This is a genomic window from Alishewanella maricola (assembly GCF_016343785.1).
GTDB lineage: Bacteria > Pseudomonadota > Gammaproteobacteria > Enterobacterales > Alteromonadaceae > Alishewanella > Alishewanella maricola.
Map to the genome: position 1 here is coordinate 282477 of NZ_JAEINI020000003.1, position 18340 is coordinate 300816.

Annotated in this window: 18 protein-coding genes; 6 read left to right on the forward strand and 12 right to left on the reverse strand. The window is 45.8% G+C overall.

The window, feature by feature from the left end; translation table 11 throughout:
* The first annotated feature begins 30 nt into the window (after positions 1–30).
* Both JAO78_RS06750 and JAO78_RS06755 read left to right on the forward strand, forming a co-directional pair.
* Entirely contained in the window at positions 31–1863 is a 1833-nt protein-coding gene (locus tag JAO78_RS06750; protein WP_226750602.1) for an SLC13 family permease, read from the forward strand.
* Positions 1864–1872: 9 nt separating this feature from the next.
* Complete coding sequence (locus JAO78_RS06755; RefSeq protein WP_226750603.1) at positions 1873–2256, forward strand: DUF4920 domain-containing protein; 384 nt, start codon at positions 1873–1875, stop codon at positions 2254–2256.
* 206 nt (positions 2257–2462) lie between these two features.
* Here the strand turns inward: JAO78_RS06755 and JAO78_RS06760 are convergent, their stop codons facing one another.
* From JAO78_RS06760 to ccoG, 3 genes are read right to left on the reverse strand one after another with little or no spacing between them, the layout of a single operon-like run.
* A complete protein-coding gene (locus JAO78_RS06760) occupies positions 2463–3098 on the reverse strand; it encodes a thiol:disulfide interchange protein DsbA/DsbL (protein WP_226750604.1) in 636 nt (211 codons plus the stop codon).
* A 58-nt stretch (positions 3099–3156) separates the two neighbouring features.
* Positions 3157–4170 carry a serine/threonine protein kinase gene (locus JAO78_RS06765; protein WP_226750605.1) on the reverse strand — a complete coding sequence of 338 codons (1014 nt, stop codon included), beginning with the start codon at positions 4168–4170 and terminating at the stop codon, positions 3157–3159.
* Positions 4157–5584 (reverse strand): cytochrome c oxidase accessory protein CcoG, encoded by a 1428-nt coding sequence (gene ccoG, locus JAO78_RS06770; RefSeq protein ID WP_226750606.1) that lies wholly within the window; start codon positions 5582–5584, stop codon positions 4157–4159. Before ccoG ends, JAO78_RS06765 begins: the two co-directional genes overlap by 14 nt.
* A gap of 179 nt (positions 5585–5763) precedes the next feature.
* On the opposite strand from ccoG, the gene JAO78_RS06775 reads away from it, so the two are divergent.
* Positions 5764–6126 carry a hypothetical protein gene (locus tag JAO78_RS06775; protein ID WP_226750607.1) on the forward strand — a complete coding sequence of 121 codons (363 nt, stop codon included), beginning with the start codon at positions 5764–5766 and terminating at the stop codon, positions 6124–6126.
* A gap of 12 nt (positions 6127–6138) precedes the next feature.
* The gene (locus tag JAO78_RS06780) at positions 6139–6561 is read left to right on the forward strand and encodes a DUF3010 family protein (RefSeq protein ID WP_226750608.1); all 423 of its coding nucleotides are present in this window, start codon (positions 6139–6141) and stop codon (positions 6559–6561) included.
* Positions 6562–6584: 23 nt separating this feature from the next.
* Here JAO78_RS06780 and JAO78_RS06785 read toward each other — a convergent pair whose 3' ends face one another.
* The 3 genes from JAO78_RS06785 to JAO78_RS06795 all read right to left on the reverse strand — a co-directional run bounded on the left by JAO78_RS06785 (position 6585) and on the right by JAO78_RS06795 (position 9854).
* Positions 6585–6890 carry a ribbon-helix-helix protein, CopG family gene (locus JAO78_RS06785; RefSeq protein WP_226750609.1) on the reverse strand — a complete coding sequence of 102 codons (306 nt, stop codon included), beginning with the start codon at positions 6888–6890 and terminating at the stop codon, positions 6585–6587.
* Positions 6877–7575, reverse strand: coding sequence for a nucleotide-binding protein (locus JAO78_RS06790; protein ID WP_226750610.1), 699 nt, complete (start codon positions 7573–7575; stop codon positions 6877–6879). The genes JAO78_RS06785 and JAO78_RS06790 overlap by 14 nt, the downstream gene beginning before the upstream one ends.
* Before the next feature lie 269 nt (positions 7576–7844).
* A complete protein-coding gene (locus JAO78_RS06795) occupies positions 7845–9854 on the reverse strand; it encodes a DNA topoisomerase III (RefSeq protein WP_226750611.1) in 2010 nt (669 codons plus the stop codon).
* Positions 9855–10165: 311 nt separating this feature from the next.
* Here JAO78_RS06795 and JAO78_RS06800 point away from each other — a divergent pair, with 311 nt between their 5' ends.
* Positions 10166–11860, forward strand: a complete 1695-nt coding sequence (locus tag JAO78_RS06800) for a coiled-coil domain-containing protein (RefSeq protein WP_226750612.1) — start codon at positions 10166–10168, stop codon at positions 11858–11860.
* A 23-nt stretch (positions 11861–11883) separates the two neighbouring features.
* Here the strand turns inward: JAO78_RS06800 and JAO78_RS06805 are convergent, their stop codons facing one another.
* From JAO78_RS06805 to JAO78_RS06815, 3 genes are all read right to left on the reverse strand, one after another.
* Positions 11884–12390 (reverse strand): GNAT family N-acetyltransferase, encoded by a 507-nt coding sequence (locus tag JAO78_RS06805; RefSeq protein WP_226750613.1) that lies wholly within the window; start codon positions 12388–12390, stop codon positions 11884–11886.
* A complete protein-coding gene (locus JAO78_RS06810) occupies positions 12387–13217 on the reverse strand; it encodes an ATP-binding cassette domain-containing protein (protein ID WP_226750614.1) in 831 nt (276 codons plus the stop codon). The genes JAO78_RS06805 and JAO78_RS06810 overlap by 4 nt, the downstream gene beginning before the upstream one ends.
* 157 nt (positions 13218–13374) lie before the next feature.
* Complete coding sequence (locus tag JAO78_RS06815; protein WP_226750615.1) at positions 13375–14154, reverse strand: peptidylprolyl isomerase; 780 nt, start codon at positions 14152–14154, stop codon at positions 13375–13377.
* A 186-nt stretch (positions 14155–14340) separates the two neighbouring features.
* On the opposite strand from JAO78_RS06815, the gene JAO78_RS06820 reads away from it, so the two are divergent.
* Positions 14341–15648, forward strand: coding sequence for a short-chain fatty acid transporter (locus tag JAO78_RS06820; protein ID WP_226750616.1), 1308 nt, complete (start codon positions 14341–14343; stop codon positions 15646–15648).
* 4 nt (positions 15649–15652) lie between these two features.
* Here the strand turns inward: JAO78_RS06820 and JAO78_RS16840 are convergent, their stop codons facing one another.
* From JAO78_RS16840 to JAO78_RS06835, 3 genes are read right to left on the reverse strand one after another with little or no spacing between them, the layout of a single operon-like run.
* A complete protein-coding gene (locus JAO78_RS16840) occupies positions 15653–16429 on the reverse strand; it encodes a LytR/AlgR family response regulator transcription factor (RefSeq protein WP_226750617.1) in 777 nt (258 codons plus the stop codon).
* Complete coding sequence (locus JAO78_RS06830; RefSeq protein ID WP_226750618.1) at positions 16422–17474, reverse strand: sensor histidine kinase; 1053 nt, start codon at positions 17472–17474, stop codon at positions 16422–16424. The genes JAO78_RS16840 and JAO78_RS06830 overlap by 8 nt, the downstream gene beginning before the upstream one ends.
* A gap of 57 nt (positions 17475–17531) precedes the next feature.
* Positions 17532–18278 (reverse strand): hypothetical protein, encoded by a 747-nt coding sequence (locus JAO78_RS06835; protein ID WP_226750619.1) that lies wholly within the window; start codon positions 18276–18278, stop codon positions 17532–17534.
* Positions 18279–18340: the final 62 nt, after the last annotated feature.

The window sequence follows — 18340 nt, forward strand, 5'->3', positions numbered from 1 at the left end:
GCTTTGCCCCTGTCTGGTAAAGGAACCTTTATGACGCTTGACCAGTTACTGATTTTTTTGATCCTAGGCATCACCATAGTACTGTTTATTTGGGATCGTTGGCGACACGACATTGTAGCGCTGTTTAGCCTACTAGCCTGCGTGTTGGTAGGTTTGATCCCTGCAGAGCTAGCCTTTAATGGCTTTGGTCACCCCGCGGTGATTACCGTTGCCTGTGTATTGGTCTTAAGCCAAGCACTGCAAACGACTGGCGCGATTGATGTCTTAGCACACAAAGTTTTACCCTCTAATGCAGGGCCAACACTCACTATTACTGCTTTAACCGCGTTTGCGGCGGTATTGTCTGGCTTTATGAATAACGTTGGCGTATTAGCGTTATTGATGCCGATGGCCATTCCGCTTGCCAGCCGCATTAATCTGGCACCCGGCCAAGTATTAATGCCATTGGCCTTTGGCTCAATGCTTGGCGGTATGACGACGCTTATTGGTACCCCCCCGAACTTGATCATTTCCAGCTTTAGAGCCGAGGTACATGGTCAAGGTTTTGCCATGTTTGACTTTGCAGGGCCGGGCATCGCGGTGACACTAGCAGGCGTGTTATTTATCGGTTTATTAGGTTGGCGCTTGGTGCCGGTAAGGCAACGGGCTGATCTCAGTAGCTTTGAAACCAGCAAATATTTAACGGAAGTTAGGATCAAAGCGAGTAGTAAATTCTGTGGTAGCCGCTTACGTGAGCTCGAGCGCAGTTTAGATGAACTCGATTCACAAGTAGTGGGTATAGTACGAAACAAGTACCGAGAGCATGTTCCTTCTAGCTCTTATCAACTAAAAGAAAACGATATTTTAGTGATTGAAGCCGAACCAGAAACACTGGGTAAATTGTTGTCGAGCTTAGAATTAGCACTGGAAGATAGCGCCGATACGCAGCTGCAAAAAGAACAAGATAAAGCGTTAGCCAAAAGCCAAACCGATATTCCCCCCTCTAAAGAAAAAACCTTAGTCAGCCCTGACGTCAGTTTGATTGAGCTAACACTTTTACCCAACTCCGATCTTATTGGTCGCACCGCCGTGCAAATTCAAATGCGCCGGCGCTTTAATATTCATTTGTTAGCGTTATCACGCCACGGTAATCGTTCAGTTAAACGGGTACGCCGTACTCGGTTTCAAGCCGGGGATGTGATCTTAATGCAAGGCAACAGCCAAGCCTTACAAAACTTCGCTACCGATTTTGGCTGTGTGCCTTTGGCTGAGCGGCAAATTCAGGTGCCGGATAAACGCAAAACCTTACTGGCCAGTGGCTTTATGCTCGCAGCCGTACTGTCGGCTTCGGTAGGATTATTACCGGCCGCCGTGGCTTTTGCTGCCGGCATGTTGTTGATCATGGCCTTTCATGTGATTCCGTTGCGCAAGGTCTATAGTGCGATTGATTGGCCGGTGATCGTGTTATTAGGCTGTTTAATCCCCGTTGCCGGGGCCATGAGTTCGACGGGTGCAGGGGATTTATTAGCCGTAAGTATGCTCGATTTAGTCGGTAAAGCAGACCCACAGCTAACGGTAATCAGCTTATTAATCCTCACTATTGTTCTAACGTCCTTTTTAAATAATGCCGCCACAGCCGCGATGATGTGCCCCATTGCCATCAGTTTAGCCACACAACTTGACGTAAACCCCGATACGCTGCTGATGACTATTGCTATCGGTGCTTCTTGCGCCTTTTTAACCCCTATTGGCCATCAAAATAATACCTTGATTTTAGGCCCAGGTGGTTTTAGTTTTACAGATTACTGGCAGCTTGGTTTGCCGATGCAAATTGTTGTGATTGTCGTCGGTGTGCCGGCATTATTGTTCTTTTGGCCTTTGTAGGAGGAAACCATGAAAGCACTTTTCAGCTTAGCGTCACTTTTTTTTGCGGCCAGTTTATCTGCAGCCATTACCTTTGGTGAGAACCTTGATAAAACCGCATTGACCAGCGTAGCCTCGGTATTAGCATCGCCTGCCACCTATCTTGATAAAGAAATTACCATTGAAGGTACTGTCACCGCCGTTTGTACCAAAATGCATTGCTGGATGACACTCGCAAGCGATGAAGCAGAGTCTCGCTTTCGCATCAAAGTAAAAGATGGCGATATGGTGTTTCCATTAAGCGCGAAAGGCAAAACGGCTTATGCAAAAGGTATCGTTAAAGTTTGGCCACAAGCTGAAGGTAAAGCGGAGGCTTATCAGTTAGTCCCTACGGCTGTCGAGATTGCTGATTAAGCGCATAGAAAAGGGCCAGCATGCTGTAATGACGATCAGTTTAGTATTTAGCATGACACGGTTTGCTCACATCAACACGCCATGAATCATCCCTGAGGCTCGATTCCGGCCATCCATGGCCTTCAACGGTTGATTTAGAGCAAACAGGTCATGCTTAACTGACTTGCATTATCAGCATGCAGGCCCTTTTTATTAGCAAGATATAACTAGTCTTTCTTTAATAAAAACTCGATAAGGTTTTGCATATCTGTTTGCAGATTGCGTTGATCTAAGTTTTGATTATTGATTTTATATTTACCGTTAACAACCAACATTGGCACACCCGTTAGAACGCGGCTTTCACTTAATTGTTCTTGTTCACGTGCCATTTGGCCTACCGCTCCGCGCACTGGGAAGCTGCGCATGGCTTTATCAAAGGCTTCTGCATCAATGTCATTAATCAGCGCTAGGCTACGCACATCGTCTTCTGCCCGAAATGGTACGCGGCTTTTATGAATTTGATTAAAAATAGCTGTGGCCATTTCATCGCCTTTACCTAGGTTTTTCGCAGAGATATAAGCACGCGCTAAAGCATTTTGAATTTCAGGTGAAGCGGCGCGGATAAAGTCGACGTGTGATTTTTTGAACTCGGTACCGGCAGGTAAGTTTTTCGATAAACTCTGGGCAATCGGCTCAAAAGCGTAACAACCACCACAATAGAAAGAAAAGTATTCTTTCACTTCTGGCTTAGCTGTTTTTTGTTCTGATATCACTTCGTAATGCTTGCCTTCTTCGTAATTGTTGGCGAATGCCGACAAGGGTAACAAGACGACAGCGACGGCTGCTACTAACCACTTTTTCATTATTTACCTCTGTTTAGTCATACTGCTGGGTCATTTTGCGCACTAGCTTAGCAAATTGTTAATAGTCTGGCACTAAGCTTAAAGGGGGTTGCTGTAATAATGACAGTTGCTCTTTTAGCGCCAGACACTGCTGTTCCCAGTATTTGTCTGTACCAAACCATGGAAAGTTCATCACAAAAGCTTGATCTTCCCAACGCCGTGCTAACCATGCCATATAATGGATCATACGCATAGCGCGTAATGGCTCGATCAGTTTTAACTCGGCCGGATCAAATTCACAATACTGTTCGTACTCTTCTAGCATTAACTCAAGGGTAAAACGCTGCTGTTGCCGATCACCGGACAGCATCATCCAAATATCCTGCATCGCCGGCCCCATGCGACAATCATCTAAATCGACAAAAAACGGGCCATTGCCCGTGTAAAAGAGATTACCCGCATGACAATCACCATGCAGCCGGATCAGCTGAGCGGGCCGATATTGTCGACTGGCTTCGGCAATCACCTGCGCTAAGGCGCTGTCAAAGGCCGGCCGCAGATAAGTAGGAATTAAACTTAAGTTGGCTAATACTTGCTGGCTTTCAATTAAATGACTTTCGACGGTTAAGGTGGGGCGTTCACGAAAAGGTTGCTGGCGGCCAACCTGGTGCATCCGACCTAAAAACCGCCCCAGCATAGCCAATTGCTCATCATTGTCGATTTCTAAAGTACGGCCACCACGACTTGGAAAAACCGCAAATAAAAAGCCCTGATAATGCAATAAACTACTGCCAGCAAAACGAAGCGGCGCCACTACGGGGATGTCGGCGTCGACTAAGGCAAAAGCATATTGATGCTCTTCCTCAATCTGCGCCGCGGTCCAACGCTCTGGTCGGTAAAACTTAACCACCAGTTTTTCGGGCTGTGCGGCACCATCACGATAAGCACTAAATTGATAAACACGATTCTCATAACTGCTCAGTGCCAGCAGCCCCGTGCTGACATCTAAACCATAATGGTACAGCGCATCTAAAATAAGGTCGGGCTGCAGCGTTGAAAAATCAAAACGCTGCGTCAGCTCAGCGCCCGGCAAAGAATTTATTCTCCTGAGAAATCGTTAACTCAGGTTGTCCTGCATCCGTCACGGTAAAGCTTACGTCTAACACCGGCTTCTTCGCATAATAAGGGTCTAAAGCGAGGCTTATCACCACGTTACGGCTTTCGCCCCCGGCTAATATCACTTCGGTATCACCAATCCATTTTAACTGCTCAATGCCCAGAACCGACAAGTTCAGCGTTTTTGGTTGTTGCGATTTATTGATAATACTGAGGGTATAGGTATTTTCAATTAAGCCTTCTGGCGTTTCACGATACAAGGCGCCACGATCGCGGATGATGTCGAGCTCCAGCGGTTTACGAATAGTTAAATTCACCACAAAAGCCACACAGACCAAAATTAAGACAAGGAAATACCCCACCAGCTTCGGCCGGAACACCTTGGCCGGTTTACCTTGTAACGTGTGCTCGGTGGTGTAACTGATCAAGCCTTTGGGATAGCCCATTTTTGTCATCGTATCGTCACAAGCATCGATACAGGCGCCACAGTTAATACATTCATATTGTAAGCCGTTGCGAATATCGATGCCCGTAGGGCAGACATGCACACACAAGTTACAGTCGATACAATCGCCTAAGCCCTTTTCTTTGTAATCGGTATCTTTACGGCTTCGAGGTCCACGGTTTTCTCCACGCGCTTCATCGTAGGTTACGGTAAAAGTGTCTTTATCAAACATCGCTGATTGAAAACGCGCATAAGGGCAAATATGCGTACACATAATTTCGCGCATCCAGCCGGCATTACCATAGGTGCAAAAAGTAAAAAACAGTACTGACACCACCGCCCAAAACCCGGCTTGCAGTGTAAAGAAATTAAGGAATAGTGGGCCAATCGGCGTAAAGTAACCGACAAAAATTAATGAGGTAAACAATGCAAAAGCCAACCAACAAAAATGCGTTAGGGCTTTCTTCCAAAACTTATTAAAACTCATCGGCGCTTGATCAAGCTTCATGCGCTGATTACGCGTGCCTTGGATCTTCTCTTCAAACCACATAAAGGTAAAAGTCCACACCGATTGCGGACAAAGATAACCACACCAGACACGCCCATAAAAGGTTGTCACAAAAAACAACGCATAAGCGGCAATCACAAAAATCCAGGCTAATAAGGTAAAGTCTTGTGGCCACAGGGTTAAGGCAAAAATATTAAATTTTTGCTCACCAATATCCAACAAGATGGCTTGCTGACCATGATATGGGATCCATGGCAAAAGAAAAAACAACGACATAAAGATAAAGCCCATATTACGACGCAGGCTTTGGTGTAATCCCTTCACCGAACGAATATAGATCCGATCGCGTGAAGCATATTTCGTTGTGGTATCAGCGGCAGGTCGATGAATTTTCACTTCAACCGGTATGTTTTTCACGTCAATTTTTTGCTTATCCACTGGTCTTCCTCAACAATAACATGGCACTGGGTGACAACTGGTGATGGCCTCAGTATATCAGGCTCTTACCGAAATTATTTGACATAAAATAAGCTAGCGCCATATATCACAACACTTTAATGCGAAAGCGTTTGAATTCCGCTAGAATGAGGCATCGCTTGCAATTATAAGCCTTAACTATGAAAAAGTTTTTTTGGTTTGCCTTTATTATCTTACTTTTAATCACTTTTTCTGGCAGAGAGCCACTTAAAACCTACCGAGATATGTTTTTTAACAAGGTAGAGTCTGTGGTGTCTGAAAGCTGGCAGCAGGAAGATCGTGGAGTGATTGCGGTACAGCGCGAATTTACCGCCTTAACTGAAAACCTTGGGGTTGGCCAACAAAAATTACTAAACAATGCGGCAGCCAGTCGCAGCAGTATTTTGGAATATCGGCAAACCTACTGCGTAAACCAAGAATTTAATTCTTTGCTTTTTGGTGAGGTGCAGCAAAAAAGCTGCCGGATTATCGAAAAACATTTAAACCAATTACAAGATAACTAACAGGAAATTGCCATGCGCGTCTGCGGGATCGAAATAAAAGGCAGTGAAGCCATTTTATGTTTAATGAATTTAGAAGACGGCTTATTTGATCTTCCGGAATGTCGGGTTAATCGAATCGCGCTAAGCCAAGATCAACTAGCTGAAAGCGTACAAAAATTTCAATTTGCGATAAAAAAACTGGTCGAAGATTATAAAATTGAGCATCTGATCATTAAAGAACGGCCACAAAAGGGTAAATTTGCGGGCGGTGCGGTAGGGTTTAAAATTGAAGCGGCAATTCAATTAATTCCCACTTGTCCCACCACCATTTTGTCGGGTGCGGCAGTAAAAGATCGCATTAAACGTCATCCTTTACCTGTAGATTTTAAATCAACCGGCCTAAAAGTTTTTCAAGAAACGGCTTATGTAACTGCCTACGCGTTTTTAGTTAACTAACTTACAAAACACTGGTGGAATCGTTAGTCTTTTTTTGATGTTGTGGGTTTTAAGCGCGCCAAATCAATTTGCACTGATTGCGTGGCGCGTTTAATTAAGGTGCGGATCAGTTTCGATTTAGATTCACCGGTTAATTCACTTAACTCGGCTAAGGCGGCAATCGCCTCTTCGCTTAACGTAAAAGTCGCATGACGCATCGGCAGTTTAGCCGTTTCATCCTCGTCTGGTAATAGTTGCCGCAAGCTGACAATTTGCGGCAGCCCCAAGGCATAATTATTTGCATCATCAATAAACTCTTCAGTGGTAAAACTGGGTTTATTTGACGGCAAAGACTTTTTCTTCAGGTCGCTTAGCGCCATCTTGTTGTATCGCCCTCATGGATAGCAATTCTTCAATAATCGATTTCATTTCCGAGGCTGCTTTACCTTCATTATCCACATCCATTACCGATAAGCCTTTTTCTTCGCTATCGTCATAAATGTTGCGACTGTAAGTAATGTTGTCGAGCACACGTAAATTAAAGCTCTTACAGACCTCTTTTGCATCTAAAATGCGCCCAGCTTGATTGGGTAGTGACGGACACTGGGTTAAAACACAACCCACAATCATCTCTGGATTAACTACATTACAGGCACTGACCAAATCTTCAAGGTGTTCGAGTGTTTTTAAATCGCGGCGCTTCGGTCTTAGTGGAAATAATACATGACTGGCCACCACCATCGCTGAACGTAAAGCCACACTGTCTTGGCCACCACAATCCACCACAACCACATCGTAATGCATTTCTAAGCTTTTCAGCTCATAACGAATTTTGCCGTACATTTGCACACAATTCAGCCAAGGCAATTCTGGATTCATGTGTCGCTCTTGCACCCAATCTGACGTGGTGCGTTGCGGATCGCAATCGACCAACATCACATTAGCATTTTTCTCGCGGGAAAAGTACACAGCAATATTCTGTGCTAGACAACTTTTGCCGCTGCCACCTTTTTCACCACCAACTAACAAAATCATTTGTGCACCCTCTCTGTTGTACAACAGCGCTGGCTGTCTGAGCTGCCATGACACTATTAAAGTGTAGGCAATCTTTGCAATATAGCTAGTGCCAGCCTATAAGCACTGCACTGTTACGGTTATCTTGCTCTATTTATAGCCTAGTGCATCCTTCTTGTTAGCGACACCTGAATTAGCGCTATTGCGCAAAAGCCTTGTTTTACTGTGCTTTATTAGTAAACAGCCTAAGATGCTATAACTCTTTTGGGTTAGGTTGTAACTGCGGTTTTTTATTGGCTGCTGCGACGAGACCGAGTGCTGCCGGCCGCTTTTTTGGTTGAGGTTGTTTTCCTTGCTGCTTTGCTGCTGGTTTTCTTGGCGGCAAATTTAGCCCGACCGGTTTTACTGCGGCTAAAGCGGTTTTGACCCAGCCCTTTTAATCCCGAAAACTGCCCATGTTGCTGGCTAACTTCGCTGATGAGCTCGACTAAGCCATGTTGTAACGGTTGCATAAACTGGTCGTATCGCAAGCGTTTTTCACAAATCGCTTCAAGCTGCGCTTCCCAGTGTGCCGTCATATCGGGCACCACCATGCGCTGCGGCAAACTTTGAATTAATTGCCGGCCAATGGGTGTGGCGTGGATCTCTTTACCTTGTTTCGTTAAAAACTGTCGTTTAAACAACAATTCAATTATGCCTGCTCGCGTGGCTTCAGTGCCTAAACCGTCAGTATCGCGTAGCACTTTTTTTATTTCTGGATCGGTAACATAACGCGCGATGCCGGTCATAGCGGCCAGTAAGCTAGCGTCGGTAAAATGCTTCGGCGGGCTGGTTTGCTTCTCATCCAGTTGCCCTTCAACACAATTAACCTGATCGCCCTGCTGCACTGCCGGCAAGGCTGTACTGAATTCATTCGTCTCTTCGTCAGTTGAACCGGAACGTGCAAGTAAGGCCTTCCAGCCCAGATCGACGGTCGATTTTTGCTTGGCGACAAACAACCCACCGGCAACTTCAGTATCAATTTGATGCTCGCTATAACGAAACGCCGGATAAAACTGCATTAAATATTGTCGAGCAATTAACTCATAAATATGTCGCTCATCTAGCGAAAGACGCTGCACATCCAGCACCCGCTCGGAAGGTATAATGGCATGGTGCGCCCCTACCTTGCTGTCATTCCAGGCCTTGCTTTTTAAGTTTAAATCTGCTTTTTTCACGGCCTCACTTAATTGCGAACTACTGCTGGCAATCGCTTGGCTTACCTTTTGCCGCTCAGCATAGTGACCCGCCGGTAAATAACGACAATCAGAACGCGGATAGGTAATTAACTTATGGCGTTCATACAATTGCTGACAAATATCTAAGGTTTTTTGCGCGTTTAAATTAAAGCGTTTAGACGCATCAATTTGTAATGAGGATAAATTGTAAGGCAAGGGTGCAGCCTGGCTTTTTTGTTCGCGTTTCACGGCTTTAACTTGGCCCGTTTGGCCCCTCACCTTTGCTAACACGGTGTCAGCCAACTTTTTCAGTAACACCCGGCCATCTTCATCCATGTAAGGCTCGCAGGCGGCACTCGGTTGCCACTTTGCCTTAAACTGCTCACCACTGCGGGTTTGCAGCGTTATCCACACCTCATAAAAGGGTTTCGTTACAAAGTGTTCAATCTCTAGATCGCGGTGCACCACTAACCCCAACACCGGCGTTTGCACACGGCCGATCGACAACACGCCCTGATAACCATGCTCTTGGCCTAGTAAGGTACATAGCCGTGTCATATTAATACCATACAACCAATCGGCCCTTGCCCGCGCTAAGGCTGAAGTGGCTAACGGAATAAAATCAGTGTTTTGGCGCAAATCCTTTAAGGCTTTGCTGATCGCCGCCGGATTCATGTCATTCACTAAACAGCGCTTGGTGGCCGCACGCTTGGCTTGACTGATCCCCGCATAATTAATCACTTCATCCACCAAAATTTGCCCGACACGATCCGGATCGCCCATATTCACTAACACATCGGCTTCTTTGATCAGTTTTTTAACCACATTAAATTGCTGGCGGGTTTGCGACTTAACGTGTTGTTTCCATTCTATTGGAATAATTGGCAGGTGGGCTTTGCGCCAACTTTTGTAATCGGCATTGTAGGCTTCAGGTTCTGCCTGTTCCAGTAAATGACCAATACACCAAGTCACCACATCACCATTGGCGGCTTTAATAAAGCCATCGCCTTTTTGCTGTGGTTTGGGGAGCACATCGGCTACGGCACGGCCAACGCTGGGCTTTTCTGCAATGTATAAAATCATCAGACAAAACACTGTACAAATAATCAGTTAATTTACCTTGCCTAACATTAAATAGCAAAAACTTGTGACACTGACTAATACCTAAGGATTATATTGATGGTTAAAACCACAATTTTGACCGTTAACTTAACTCGCTAAATAAAAAATAAACTGAATTATTTTAATCACTTAAAAACTTTAAGGTTTAAAAAACACTCGCAACATAATTAATCAGTAGATCAATATTGCTGGCAACTTGGCTATTTTCTAAGCTGTGAATATGGGTTCCTTGCCTACTCTGGTTTTGCTGCTTCGCTGTGAGGGCGTAGAAAATGTCGCAATATACTGATGTGAAAAGAATTTGTGATGATCTAGAAAGTACCGGTAAAACCGTGTCGCTAGATTATGTTTTGTCTAAAGTGTCTGACGCACAAGCAACGGTGATAGCACACTATAAAAAGTGGCGATACGAGCAAGCTCAACAGCGACAGCTTGAGCAAGCGCCAATACTCAGTGACGATTTTATGCAAGCGTTTCTGCGTGAAACCGAGCGACAAGGCGCGCAACAAACGGCGCAGTTGCAAAAACAATTAGCCGAAGCACTGCAAGGTGAAGTGGTTGCGGTTGAGCACTTACAACAGGCACAGCAGCAATGGCAGCAGTTGGAACAGCGTAAAACGGCTTTAGAGCAAACATTGCACAGCCAACAACAGAAACTGACCACTCAGGCAGAACACTTTGCCAGCCTGCAACAAGAACGCACCGCTTTGCAACAACAACTGGGCCAGTTAGAACAACAACTGAGCAAGGCAACGGAGCAACTAACCGCCAGCCAAGCGGCCGTGGCCGCCGCCAATGCTCAAGCCTCTGAACACGCAACCGCTCTCGCCTCAAAGCAAGCACAGCTTAACGACACCGAGCAGCAATTGTCTGAGTTACAACAACAGTATCAACAACAACAGCAGTTAATTGCTCAATTAGAGGAAAAGCAGGCGGCACAGCAACAACTGGCTGAGCAATTAAGCACAGCTCAAACGCAACTCGAAGTACTTGAAACAACGTTGCAGCAGACTAAAAGCGCACAGCAAGACACCGAGCAAGCGTTAAGTGCAGCGCAAAACGCGGTGGCGCAGTATCAACAAGAGCAACAGCATTTTTCTGAGCTACAGGCCGAGTATGATGCCTTACAACAACGATTGACAGAGCAGCAACGCCAACACTTTGAAATGAAAAAACAGATCCATCAGCAACTGGCCGAATATTCCGAGCAATGTGCTGAACTCAGCTCTGAGCGCGATACGCTGTTGAGTCAGATACGCCGTCAAAAAACCACAGCAGAGCCATCTGCATTAGCCGACAGCATTCAGTTACAGCAAGAATTAAAACAACTGCAGCAACAGCACCAAGACTTACTACAACAACTGGCCATGCCACAACACAGTGCCGCCGAGCAGGCCACGGCAACAGAAAACCTTCAGTTACAGCAAGAATTGCAACAACTGCAGCAACAGCACCAAGACTTACTGCAACAACTGGCCTCGCCACAACACAGTGCCACCGAGCAGGCAACGCAAAGCGAGCAACTCAGTGCGTTAACAGCAGAGCGGGATGAGGCGCTAGCCATTAATGCAGCACAAGCGGATCAACTGCATAACGTGCAACACGAATTAGCCGAATTAAAAGCCCTTTTGCAACCGAATAACCCTGAACAATGCGACAATGTGGAACAATTACGCGCTCATTTAGCATTGTTGAAACATCAAAATAGCATTACCTCGCAACATCAGGCCGAGCAACGCGAAACGATCAAACAGTTACGGGAAGAATTAGCACAACAGCGCGAGGCGGTGCAGCAAATTCAACTAGAACGCTTTCAATTTAATAAACAAAAAGTGCAATTTGAAGAACAAGTGAGTTTTGTGAAGAGCAATTCAGCCGCGACCATCGAGCGTTTAACACGCTATCGTGAACAAGCACAGGAGCGTATTGCGCAACTAGAACGGAAACTTCAGGAATGTGGCTGTTAAGCGGCGGTGTTTAGCAACGTCATTTAAGCTATTGGTAATGCTCGTTGATATAACCAACCGGTCTGTTCAGGCGTTAAACTAAAGGGGCTATGGTAAGCAAAACCCAACTTGTGTAACAGGGCCTGCGAAGCCGTATTATCTTCATTAACAATGGCATACAACGATGGTATCCGTAGCGTAACCGCCCACTGCAACACGGCCTTGGCAGCTTCATAAGCAAAACCTTGTTGCTGATAAGGTTCGAGCAAGGCATAACCAAGATCGGGCGCATCAAGCTGTTCGCGCTGCAATAAACCACAGATACCAATCAACTGTTTGGTGGCGGTGTGCTCCATTGCCCGCAAGCCAAAACCGTATTGTTGATAACTTTTCAACGGCCCTTGTTGCAAATGCTGCTCAGCGCCAGCCAAATCGCGTACCCCGCGATCGCCAATATGTTGCAAAAAGCCCGGATCATTTAATAACCTCAGCATAAAAGGTGCATCAGCAAGGGTCAGTGGCCGCAGTGTCAAACGATGTGTGTAAATCACCAGCAGCCTCCAGGGCTGAGCAACGGTTGCTGTGCCTCATTTAGTACAATAGTGTAATTTGCTCGTGTCGGCAACTGCTGCCAACTGGCTTGAGTCAGCCGCTGAAAGGGCAACATAAAAGCAGCCAATTCAGTAGCCGACATACCTTTACCTCGTTGCTGCCATAATTGCTGCTCTTGCTGAGCTCGCCAACGACAAACACTGAACCAATCAGGCGCTTTTAACCAAATCAGTGGCTGTAGGAAAGCCCATAACTCGGCATAACTACCGGCCAGTTGCTGATTAACATAGCTACGCCACACGCCCTTAGCGTCGGCAGCGGCTTCAAAATCATTTACAGGCTGCGCCAACACCTCAGCAGCTTCGGCTTCCACACCTAAACACCAGCCTTCAACAATCAGCACATCAAACTGTTGTTTGGGTAAGTCAGCTAGCCGATCGTCCATCGCCTTATCAAATTGTGGCAATGCTACAGCCTGCCCAGCGAGTACCGCTTGCACATCCGCTAATGCTTTATGAATGTCATGTGTGCCGGGTACGCCACGTTGGGCCAACAACGGATGCACTTGCGCGGCTAACTGTCGCCGAGCATGTTGCGACAAATAGTAATCGTCTAGCGACACGGTGGCGGCCGAAATACCCTGCTGTTGCAGCAAGCCACACAGCATTTTGGCCAAGGTGCTTTTACCGCTGCCTTGCGCACCGCTAATACCCAGCACTAAAGGCCGTGCCAAAGGTATGATTTGCTGCAATAACAATTGCAAAACTTGCCGATAAGCCGGTTGTGTGGCCACAGGTAGTTGTTTGAGAAGGGCAGAAACATCCATCACGTTAAGCCTGCTGTTAGTCGCGCGAGGAAGAGATAAAAAATGGTTTAAGGCCGCAACCCTTTTTTAGTAAACGGCCTGAAAAGCTTAACGCACTCATTTCGCAATCAAAACATCGCCAAACGAACAAAATCTAAACAGCAAACGTCAACAAGCCTTAGCTACGATGAGCGGCACGCAAACGTAAAGCCGCTAATGGCAATAATAACAACACGAGCCAATTAATCGAGCCCGAGCCTGAATCGCCTTCGGAAGTGCCATTACTTGCTAAAGTATTGGCTACAGGGGTTAAACCGGCAGCAGTGTTAACTCGAGTATCAATCACAAACACACTTTCAATCAGCACCAAGTTGTCAGCCGTTAGGGCTTTACCGGCGGCAAAATCGGCTGACGTATAATTACGCAGTGGAATGTTGGTTGCGGCGCCACCAAAATTATAAGTAGGTAATTGTGCCATTTGCTGCAAAATCTCCAAACCTTGCACAGAGATTTGACCGAATACGGTAAAACCGCCATTTTGCGCATCTAAGTTGGTTTGGTTATCCACTAAATTGAAAAACCATTGGCTAGTTGCACTGTTGGGTTGATCGCCAATTTTAGCCATAGCGATAGTGCCACGTCGATTAGACCATTTCGGTTCATTTTGTACTGCAGCCTTAGCCACCACATTCCCAAACGGCACCTGACCGGTGTAAACAAAACCGCCACCTTGCACAATAAAGCCCGGCACCAAACGATGCACCACGTTATTATCGTAGCTTTGATCTTTAACGTAACTTAAAAAGTTTTCTACGGTTTTTGGCGTGGTTTCGTCGAATAAGTTGACTTCAAAGTTGCCCAACGACGTATTAAATTGCACGATTGTCGCATGTAACGGCGCCATTAAGGTGCTGCCAACTAACAACGCTGTCGTGGCTAATAAACGAGATAATTTCATTAATTTTTCCGGATAAACACAAAACCTAAGCATACGCTAAAGCGACAAGGCGAAGCCAGTGCCTTTACGTTTAATCACTCTTGGCATAAGACTAAAGTGTGCTGCGGCTAACGCCTTGTAGCGGTTGTGTTGTTTGGCTAAGCTGTTTTAAAGTTAAGCCTATTATTATTATAAAAAGAGTTGATGATGCTTAATACCGCTGCGAAACCCTTTGTTCGCTTAGTCGAACGTTATCTACCTGATCCTTATATCTTTGTCTTACTACTCACCATAGTGGTATTTGCTGCCGCAGTGCTGTTTGAACAGCAGTCGCCGCAGCAAGTATTACAACAATGGGGAGATGGCTTTTGGGGCTTACTCAGTTTTGCCATGCAAATGCTGTTGGTGCTGGTTACCGGCTACATGCTGGCCAGTACGCCCTTGGTAAAAGCCATTTTAGATCGCTTAGCTATGCTGGCCAAAACGCCGGGCCAAGCCATTGTGTTAGTTAGCGTGATTTCATTATTCGCCAGTTGGCTTAACTGGGGTTTTGGCCTAGTGGTCGGCGCATTATTTGCCAAAGCATTAGCCCGACAAATCAAAGTGGATTATCGCTTATTGGTAGCCAGTGCTTATTCAGGCTTTATTGTATGGCATGGTGGTTTAGCCGGTTCTGTGCCGCTGACCATTGCGACACCTGGACATTTTGCCGAAGCGCAAATTGGCTTAATCGCAACCAGTGAGACTATCTTCGCGCACTTTAACTTGATATTACTGGCCTTGCTATTTGTTGCAGTGCCGCTGGTAAACTACCTGATGCTACCGTCAGCAAAAGACAGTATCTATGTCGACCCCGCTAAACTCGATGACACGCCTTTACCAGAAATCACCCAGCAGCGCCCGGCAGATAAACTTGAAAATAGCCTACTATTAGCTTTGATCGTCGGCTTTGCGGGTGTTGCTTATTTAGTCCAGTATTTTGTCAAAGGTGGCAGCCTTAATTTAAACATCGTTAATTACTTATTCCTATTTTTAGCGATAGTGCTGCATGGCACACCACGGCGTTTACTGCATAGCTTGCAACAAGCGGTGCAAGGCGGCGCCGGTATTGTGATCCAATTCCCATTTTATGCTGGCATTATGGCTATTATGATTCAGTCGGGTTTAGCACAAAGCATGTCAGAATGGTTTGTTAGTTTTGCTAGTGCAGAAAGTTTGCCGTTTTTTAGCTTTATCAGTGCCGGTATCGTTAATATTTTTGTGCCCTCTGGTGGGGGTCAGTGGGCAGTGCAAGCCCCAGTAATGTTACCGGCTGCGCTGGAGTTAGGCGCTGATATTAGTCGCGTTGCCATGGCGGTGGCCTGGGGCGATGCTTGGACTAATATGATCCAGCCATTTTGGGCCTTGCCTGTGCTGGCTATTGCCGGTTTAAAAGCCAAAGACATCATGGGGTTTTGTTTAATGCAGCTGCTGATCACCGGCGTGATTATTAGCCTGGTACTCACCTTTGTTTAAGCAACTAAATACCCAACCAGCGACTAAACTCGCTGGTTCGGCTTTGGCTGGTTTTTAACTGCACGCCAGAACGAAGAAAGACCGTGAGCGTATTTTTACAAAAGCGCTCTAACCGCTCAATGTAATGCGTTTGCACTAATTCGCTGCGATTAATTCGAAAAAAACGTTGCGGATCTAAAATCGCCTCTACCGCTTGCAAGCTCGTGTAAGGCAAATAATGCCGCTTTCCTGCTGCATCAAACGCCATAATCAGGCCACCATCAGCTTGGATATAGCTGATATCGGCTATATCTAAAAAGTAAATCTGTTGCTGCTGCCGTATCGCTATGCGCGTGGCATAACTGGCCACGGCAGGGGTTGCAGGCAACTGCGCTAACAAGGCAGTCAGCTTGGAGAGATCAGGCTCCGCAGTAACGGTTTTGGCACTTAATAAGCGAAATTTCTGCCAAGCCTGCAACAGCTTTTCACTGTTATAGGGTTTAAGTAAATAGGAAATGCCCTGACTATCAAAAGCCGACAACATAAATTGATCATAAGCGGTAATAAAAATCAGCGGGCAGCGAGGCGGAATTTGTTGATAAGTGGTCAGCACATTGCCATCCGCCAGCTCGATATCAGAAAAAATCACATCAACAGCCTGGCCGCTCGTTAAAAAAGCGGCCGTTTCTTTTATTGTCGCCAGTTCAGCGACAACTTCCATCGGATCAGGTAGTTCGGCAATCAACCGCCGTAACTTGCTGCGCGCCAATGGCTCATCTTCCACAATGGCTACCCTAAACACGTGGCTGCTCCTCTAATAATGGCAAGCTCACACTAAAGCGTTGATTTGCATGATTGATATCTAAATTACGGCCGGTTAAAAACAAAAACTGTTTAGCTAAATTTGTGAGACCGATGCCGTTACCGCTGCGTGTTTTTTTGGCGCTCGGCTGTAAGGGGTTACTGACCACCACACGTTGTTGCTGCAGCGAAATATCCACCAGCAACGGCGCTGCAAGGCTGCCTTGGTTATGTAAAAACACATTCTCGAGTAATAACTGCAAACTAAAGGGTGGCAACAAGCTTTGACTGGAGCGCAAAGCCGGATCAATAATCAACTGATAACCGGGCCCGACACGAGTTTGCATTAATTTAAAATAATATTCCGCAAACTCTATCTCTTGTGCCAGCGGCACTAACTGCTGCGTAGCATTGTGCATAGATAACCGATAGAGCGCGGCAAAGTCATGCAAATAGCGGCTGGCCTGTTTTTGATCGACACTGATCAACTCATCTAAAGTGTTTAACGCGTTAAAAATAAAGTGCGGGTTCAGTTGCGCTTTTAATTGCTGAATAGTTAATTGCGCCAGCTGTTGATTATAATCGGCAACTTGTTGTTGATAACGACTGGCCGCCTGCCAATGATATCGCGCCAAATAAATACCGGCGAATAACACCACATCGACAATATCACCTAAATTTTTGCTTAACAGCAAATTCGGTGAAAAATTACGTTCGACAGTGTTAAACATCACGGAAATCAGAACGCTAATGCTGTTATTAGCGGCTAAATAGACTAGCAGAGAGACAAAGATAATCTGCAACATCTTCAACCAACTGAGCTGGCCGTCATCGTTATGTTGAAACCGGTTTAAGCAATAACGCACCAACAAAAAAATAAGCAAAGCGGAAAAAAACGTGACAATGGGCGCTTCGGGCGTAAAGGTATACCAAGACACCATACCCGCTCGCACGCGGTTACTAATGACTAAAAAATAACTAAAGCAGAAAATACCTAGTAAAAAAAGCCGGTCAACTTGTAAGTAGGCGTAAAACCGCTGCAACATAATCAGTTCCTGTCTGTCCTTGGAAAGTGACAAAGGCGGCCATTGCCGCCTTATCCATTATTTAGCCGCAGTACTTGACCATGAACGCGTCACTTCGCCGGCTGCGTCCATAAACTTTAACTGCACTTCATCGTTTTCGTCTACATAAAACATCGCACGTGGCGAACCATCTTTGGCAAAAAGAAACAAACCATTGTTTTGCTGTGCAGTTTTTCCTAATAAGATACGGGGTGCGCCGCCAATTAGTCCGGCATCTTGATATTCTTGTATCTTCTGCCGTTTTAGTGATTGATCGGTAATTTGTGCCAACTCGCGCATAATTTTCCGCACGCCATCTTGGGTTTCTGCTGCAGGACGATCATTAAAAGCCAACCCAGAGCGAACAATACGTTTATCACCTCGCTGTTCATCAACGGTTAGTAGCTGCATGACTTGATCACCATCGTATTTATCGAAAGTCATCGACATGCCCGCGCTATGACCGTTCGCATTTTTCGCACCATCGTAAATAAAACCACCGGCTTCCATACCTTCTTCATTAAAAAACAACATACCGGCGCGCTTTTTACGATCCTCGTTTAACACCTTGCCATTCACTTCTTCGGTAGTAGGAAAGCGTGCAGTGTTCGTTAACAGCATTCTCACGGTACCATCCGCTTCAATAATGTTTAAGCGCTCAACGGTTAAGGTCTCAAAACGCCCGTCATTAGATGATTTCATACCCATCAAACATAAACTTAAAGACAAAACTAAGCTGGTCAAAGCGGTAACGCGCAATACTTTTACTTCGTGTTCAATTTTCATCGTTATTTACCTATTGGTTGTTTGGCTTGCAGTGAGTATTAGCAAAGACCTCAGAGGCAACA

Bases quoted from the DNA above. Each gene is read 5' to 3' on its own strand.
- JAO78_RS06750 (WP_226750602.1), top strand. From the start codon at position 31: ATGACGCTTGACCAGTTACTGATTTTTTTGATCCTAGGCATCACCATA.
- JAO78_RS06755 (WP_226750603.1), top strand. From the start codon at position 1,873: ATGAAAGCACTTTTCAGCTTAGCGTCACTTTTTTTTGCGGCCAGTTTA.
- JAO78_RS06760 (WP_226750604.1), bottom strand. From the start codon at position 3,098: ATGAAAAAGTGGTTAGTAGCAGCCGTCGCTGTCGTCTTGTTACCCTTG.
- JAO78_RS06775 (WP_226750607.1), top strand. From the start codon at position 5,764: ATGAAAAAGTTTTTTTGGTTTGCCTTTATTATCTTACTTTTAATCACT.
- JAO78_RS06780 (WP_226750608.1), top strand. From the start codon at position 6,139: ATGCGCGTCTGCGGGATCGAAATAAAAGGCAGTGAAGCCATTTTATGT.
- JAO78_RS06790 (WP_226750610.1), bottom strand. From the start codon at position 7,575: ATGATTTTGTTAGTTGGTGGTGAAAAAGGTGGCAGCGGCAAAAGTTGT.
- JAO78_RS06795 (WP_226750611.1), bottom strand. From the start codon at position 9,854: ATGATTTTATACATTGCAGAAAAGCCCAGCGTTGGCCGTGCCGTAGCC.
- JAO78_RS06800 (WP_226750612.1), top strand. From the start codon at position 10,166: ATGTCGCAATATACTGATGTGAAAAGAATTTGTGATGATCTAGAAAGT.
- JAO78_RS06810 (WP_226750614.1), bottom strand. From the start codon at position 13,217: ATGGATGTTTCTGCCCTTCTCAAACAACTACCTGTGGCCACACAACCG.
- JAO78_RS06815 (WP_226750615.1), bottom strand. From the start codon at position 14,154: ATGAAATTATCTCGTTTATTAGCCACGACAGCGTTGTTAGTTGGCAGC.
- JAO78_RS06820 (WP_226750616.1), top strand. From the start codon at position 14,341: ATGCTTAATACCGCTGCGAAACCCTTTGTTCGCTTAGTCGAACGTTAT.
- JAO78_RS06830 (WP_226750618.1), bottom strand. From the start codon at position 17,474: ATGTTGCAGCGGTTTTACGCCTACTTACAAGTTGACCGGCTTTTTTTA.
- JAO78_RS06835 (WP_226750619.1), bottom strand. From the start codon at position 18,278: ATGAAAATTGAACACGAAGTAAAAGTATTGCGCGTTACCGCTTTGACC.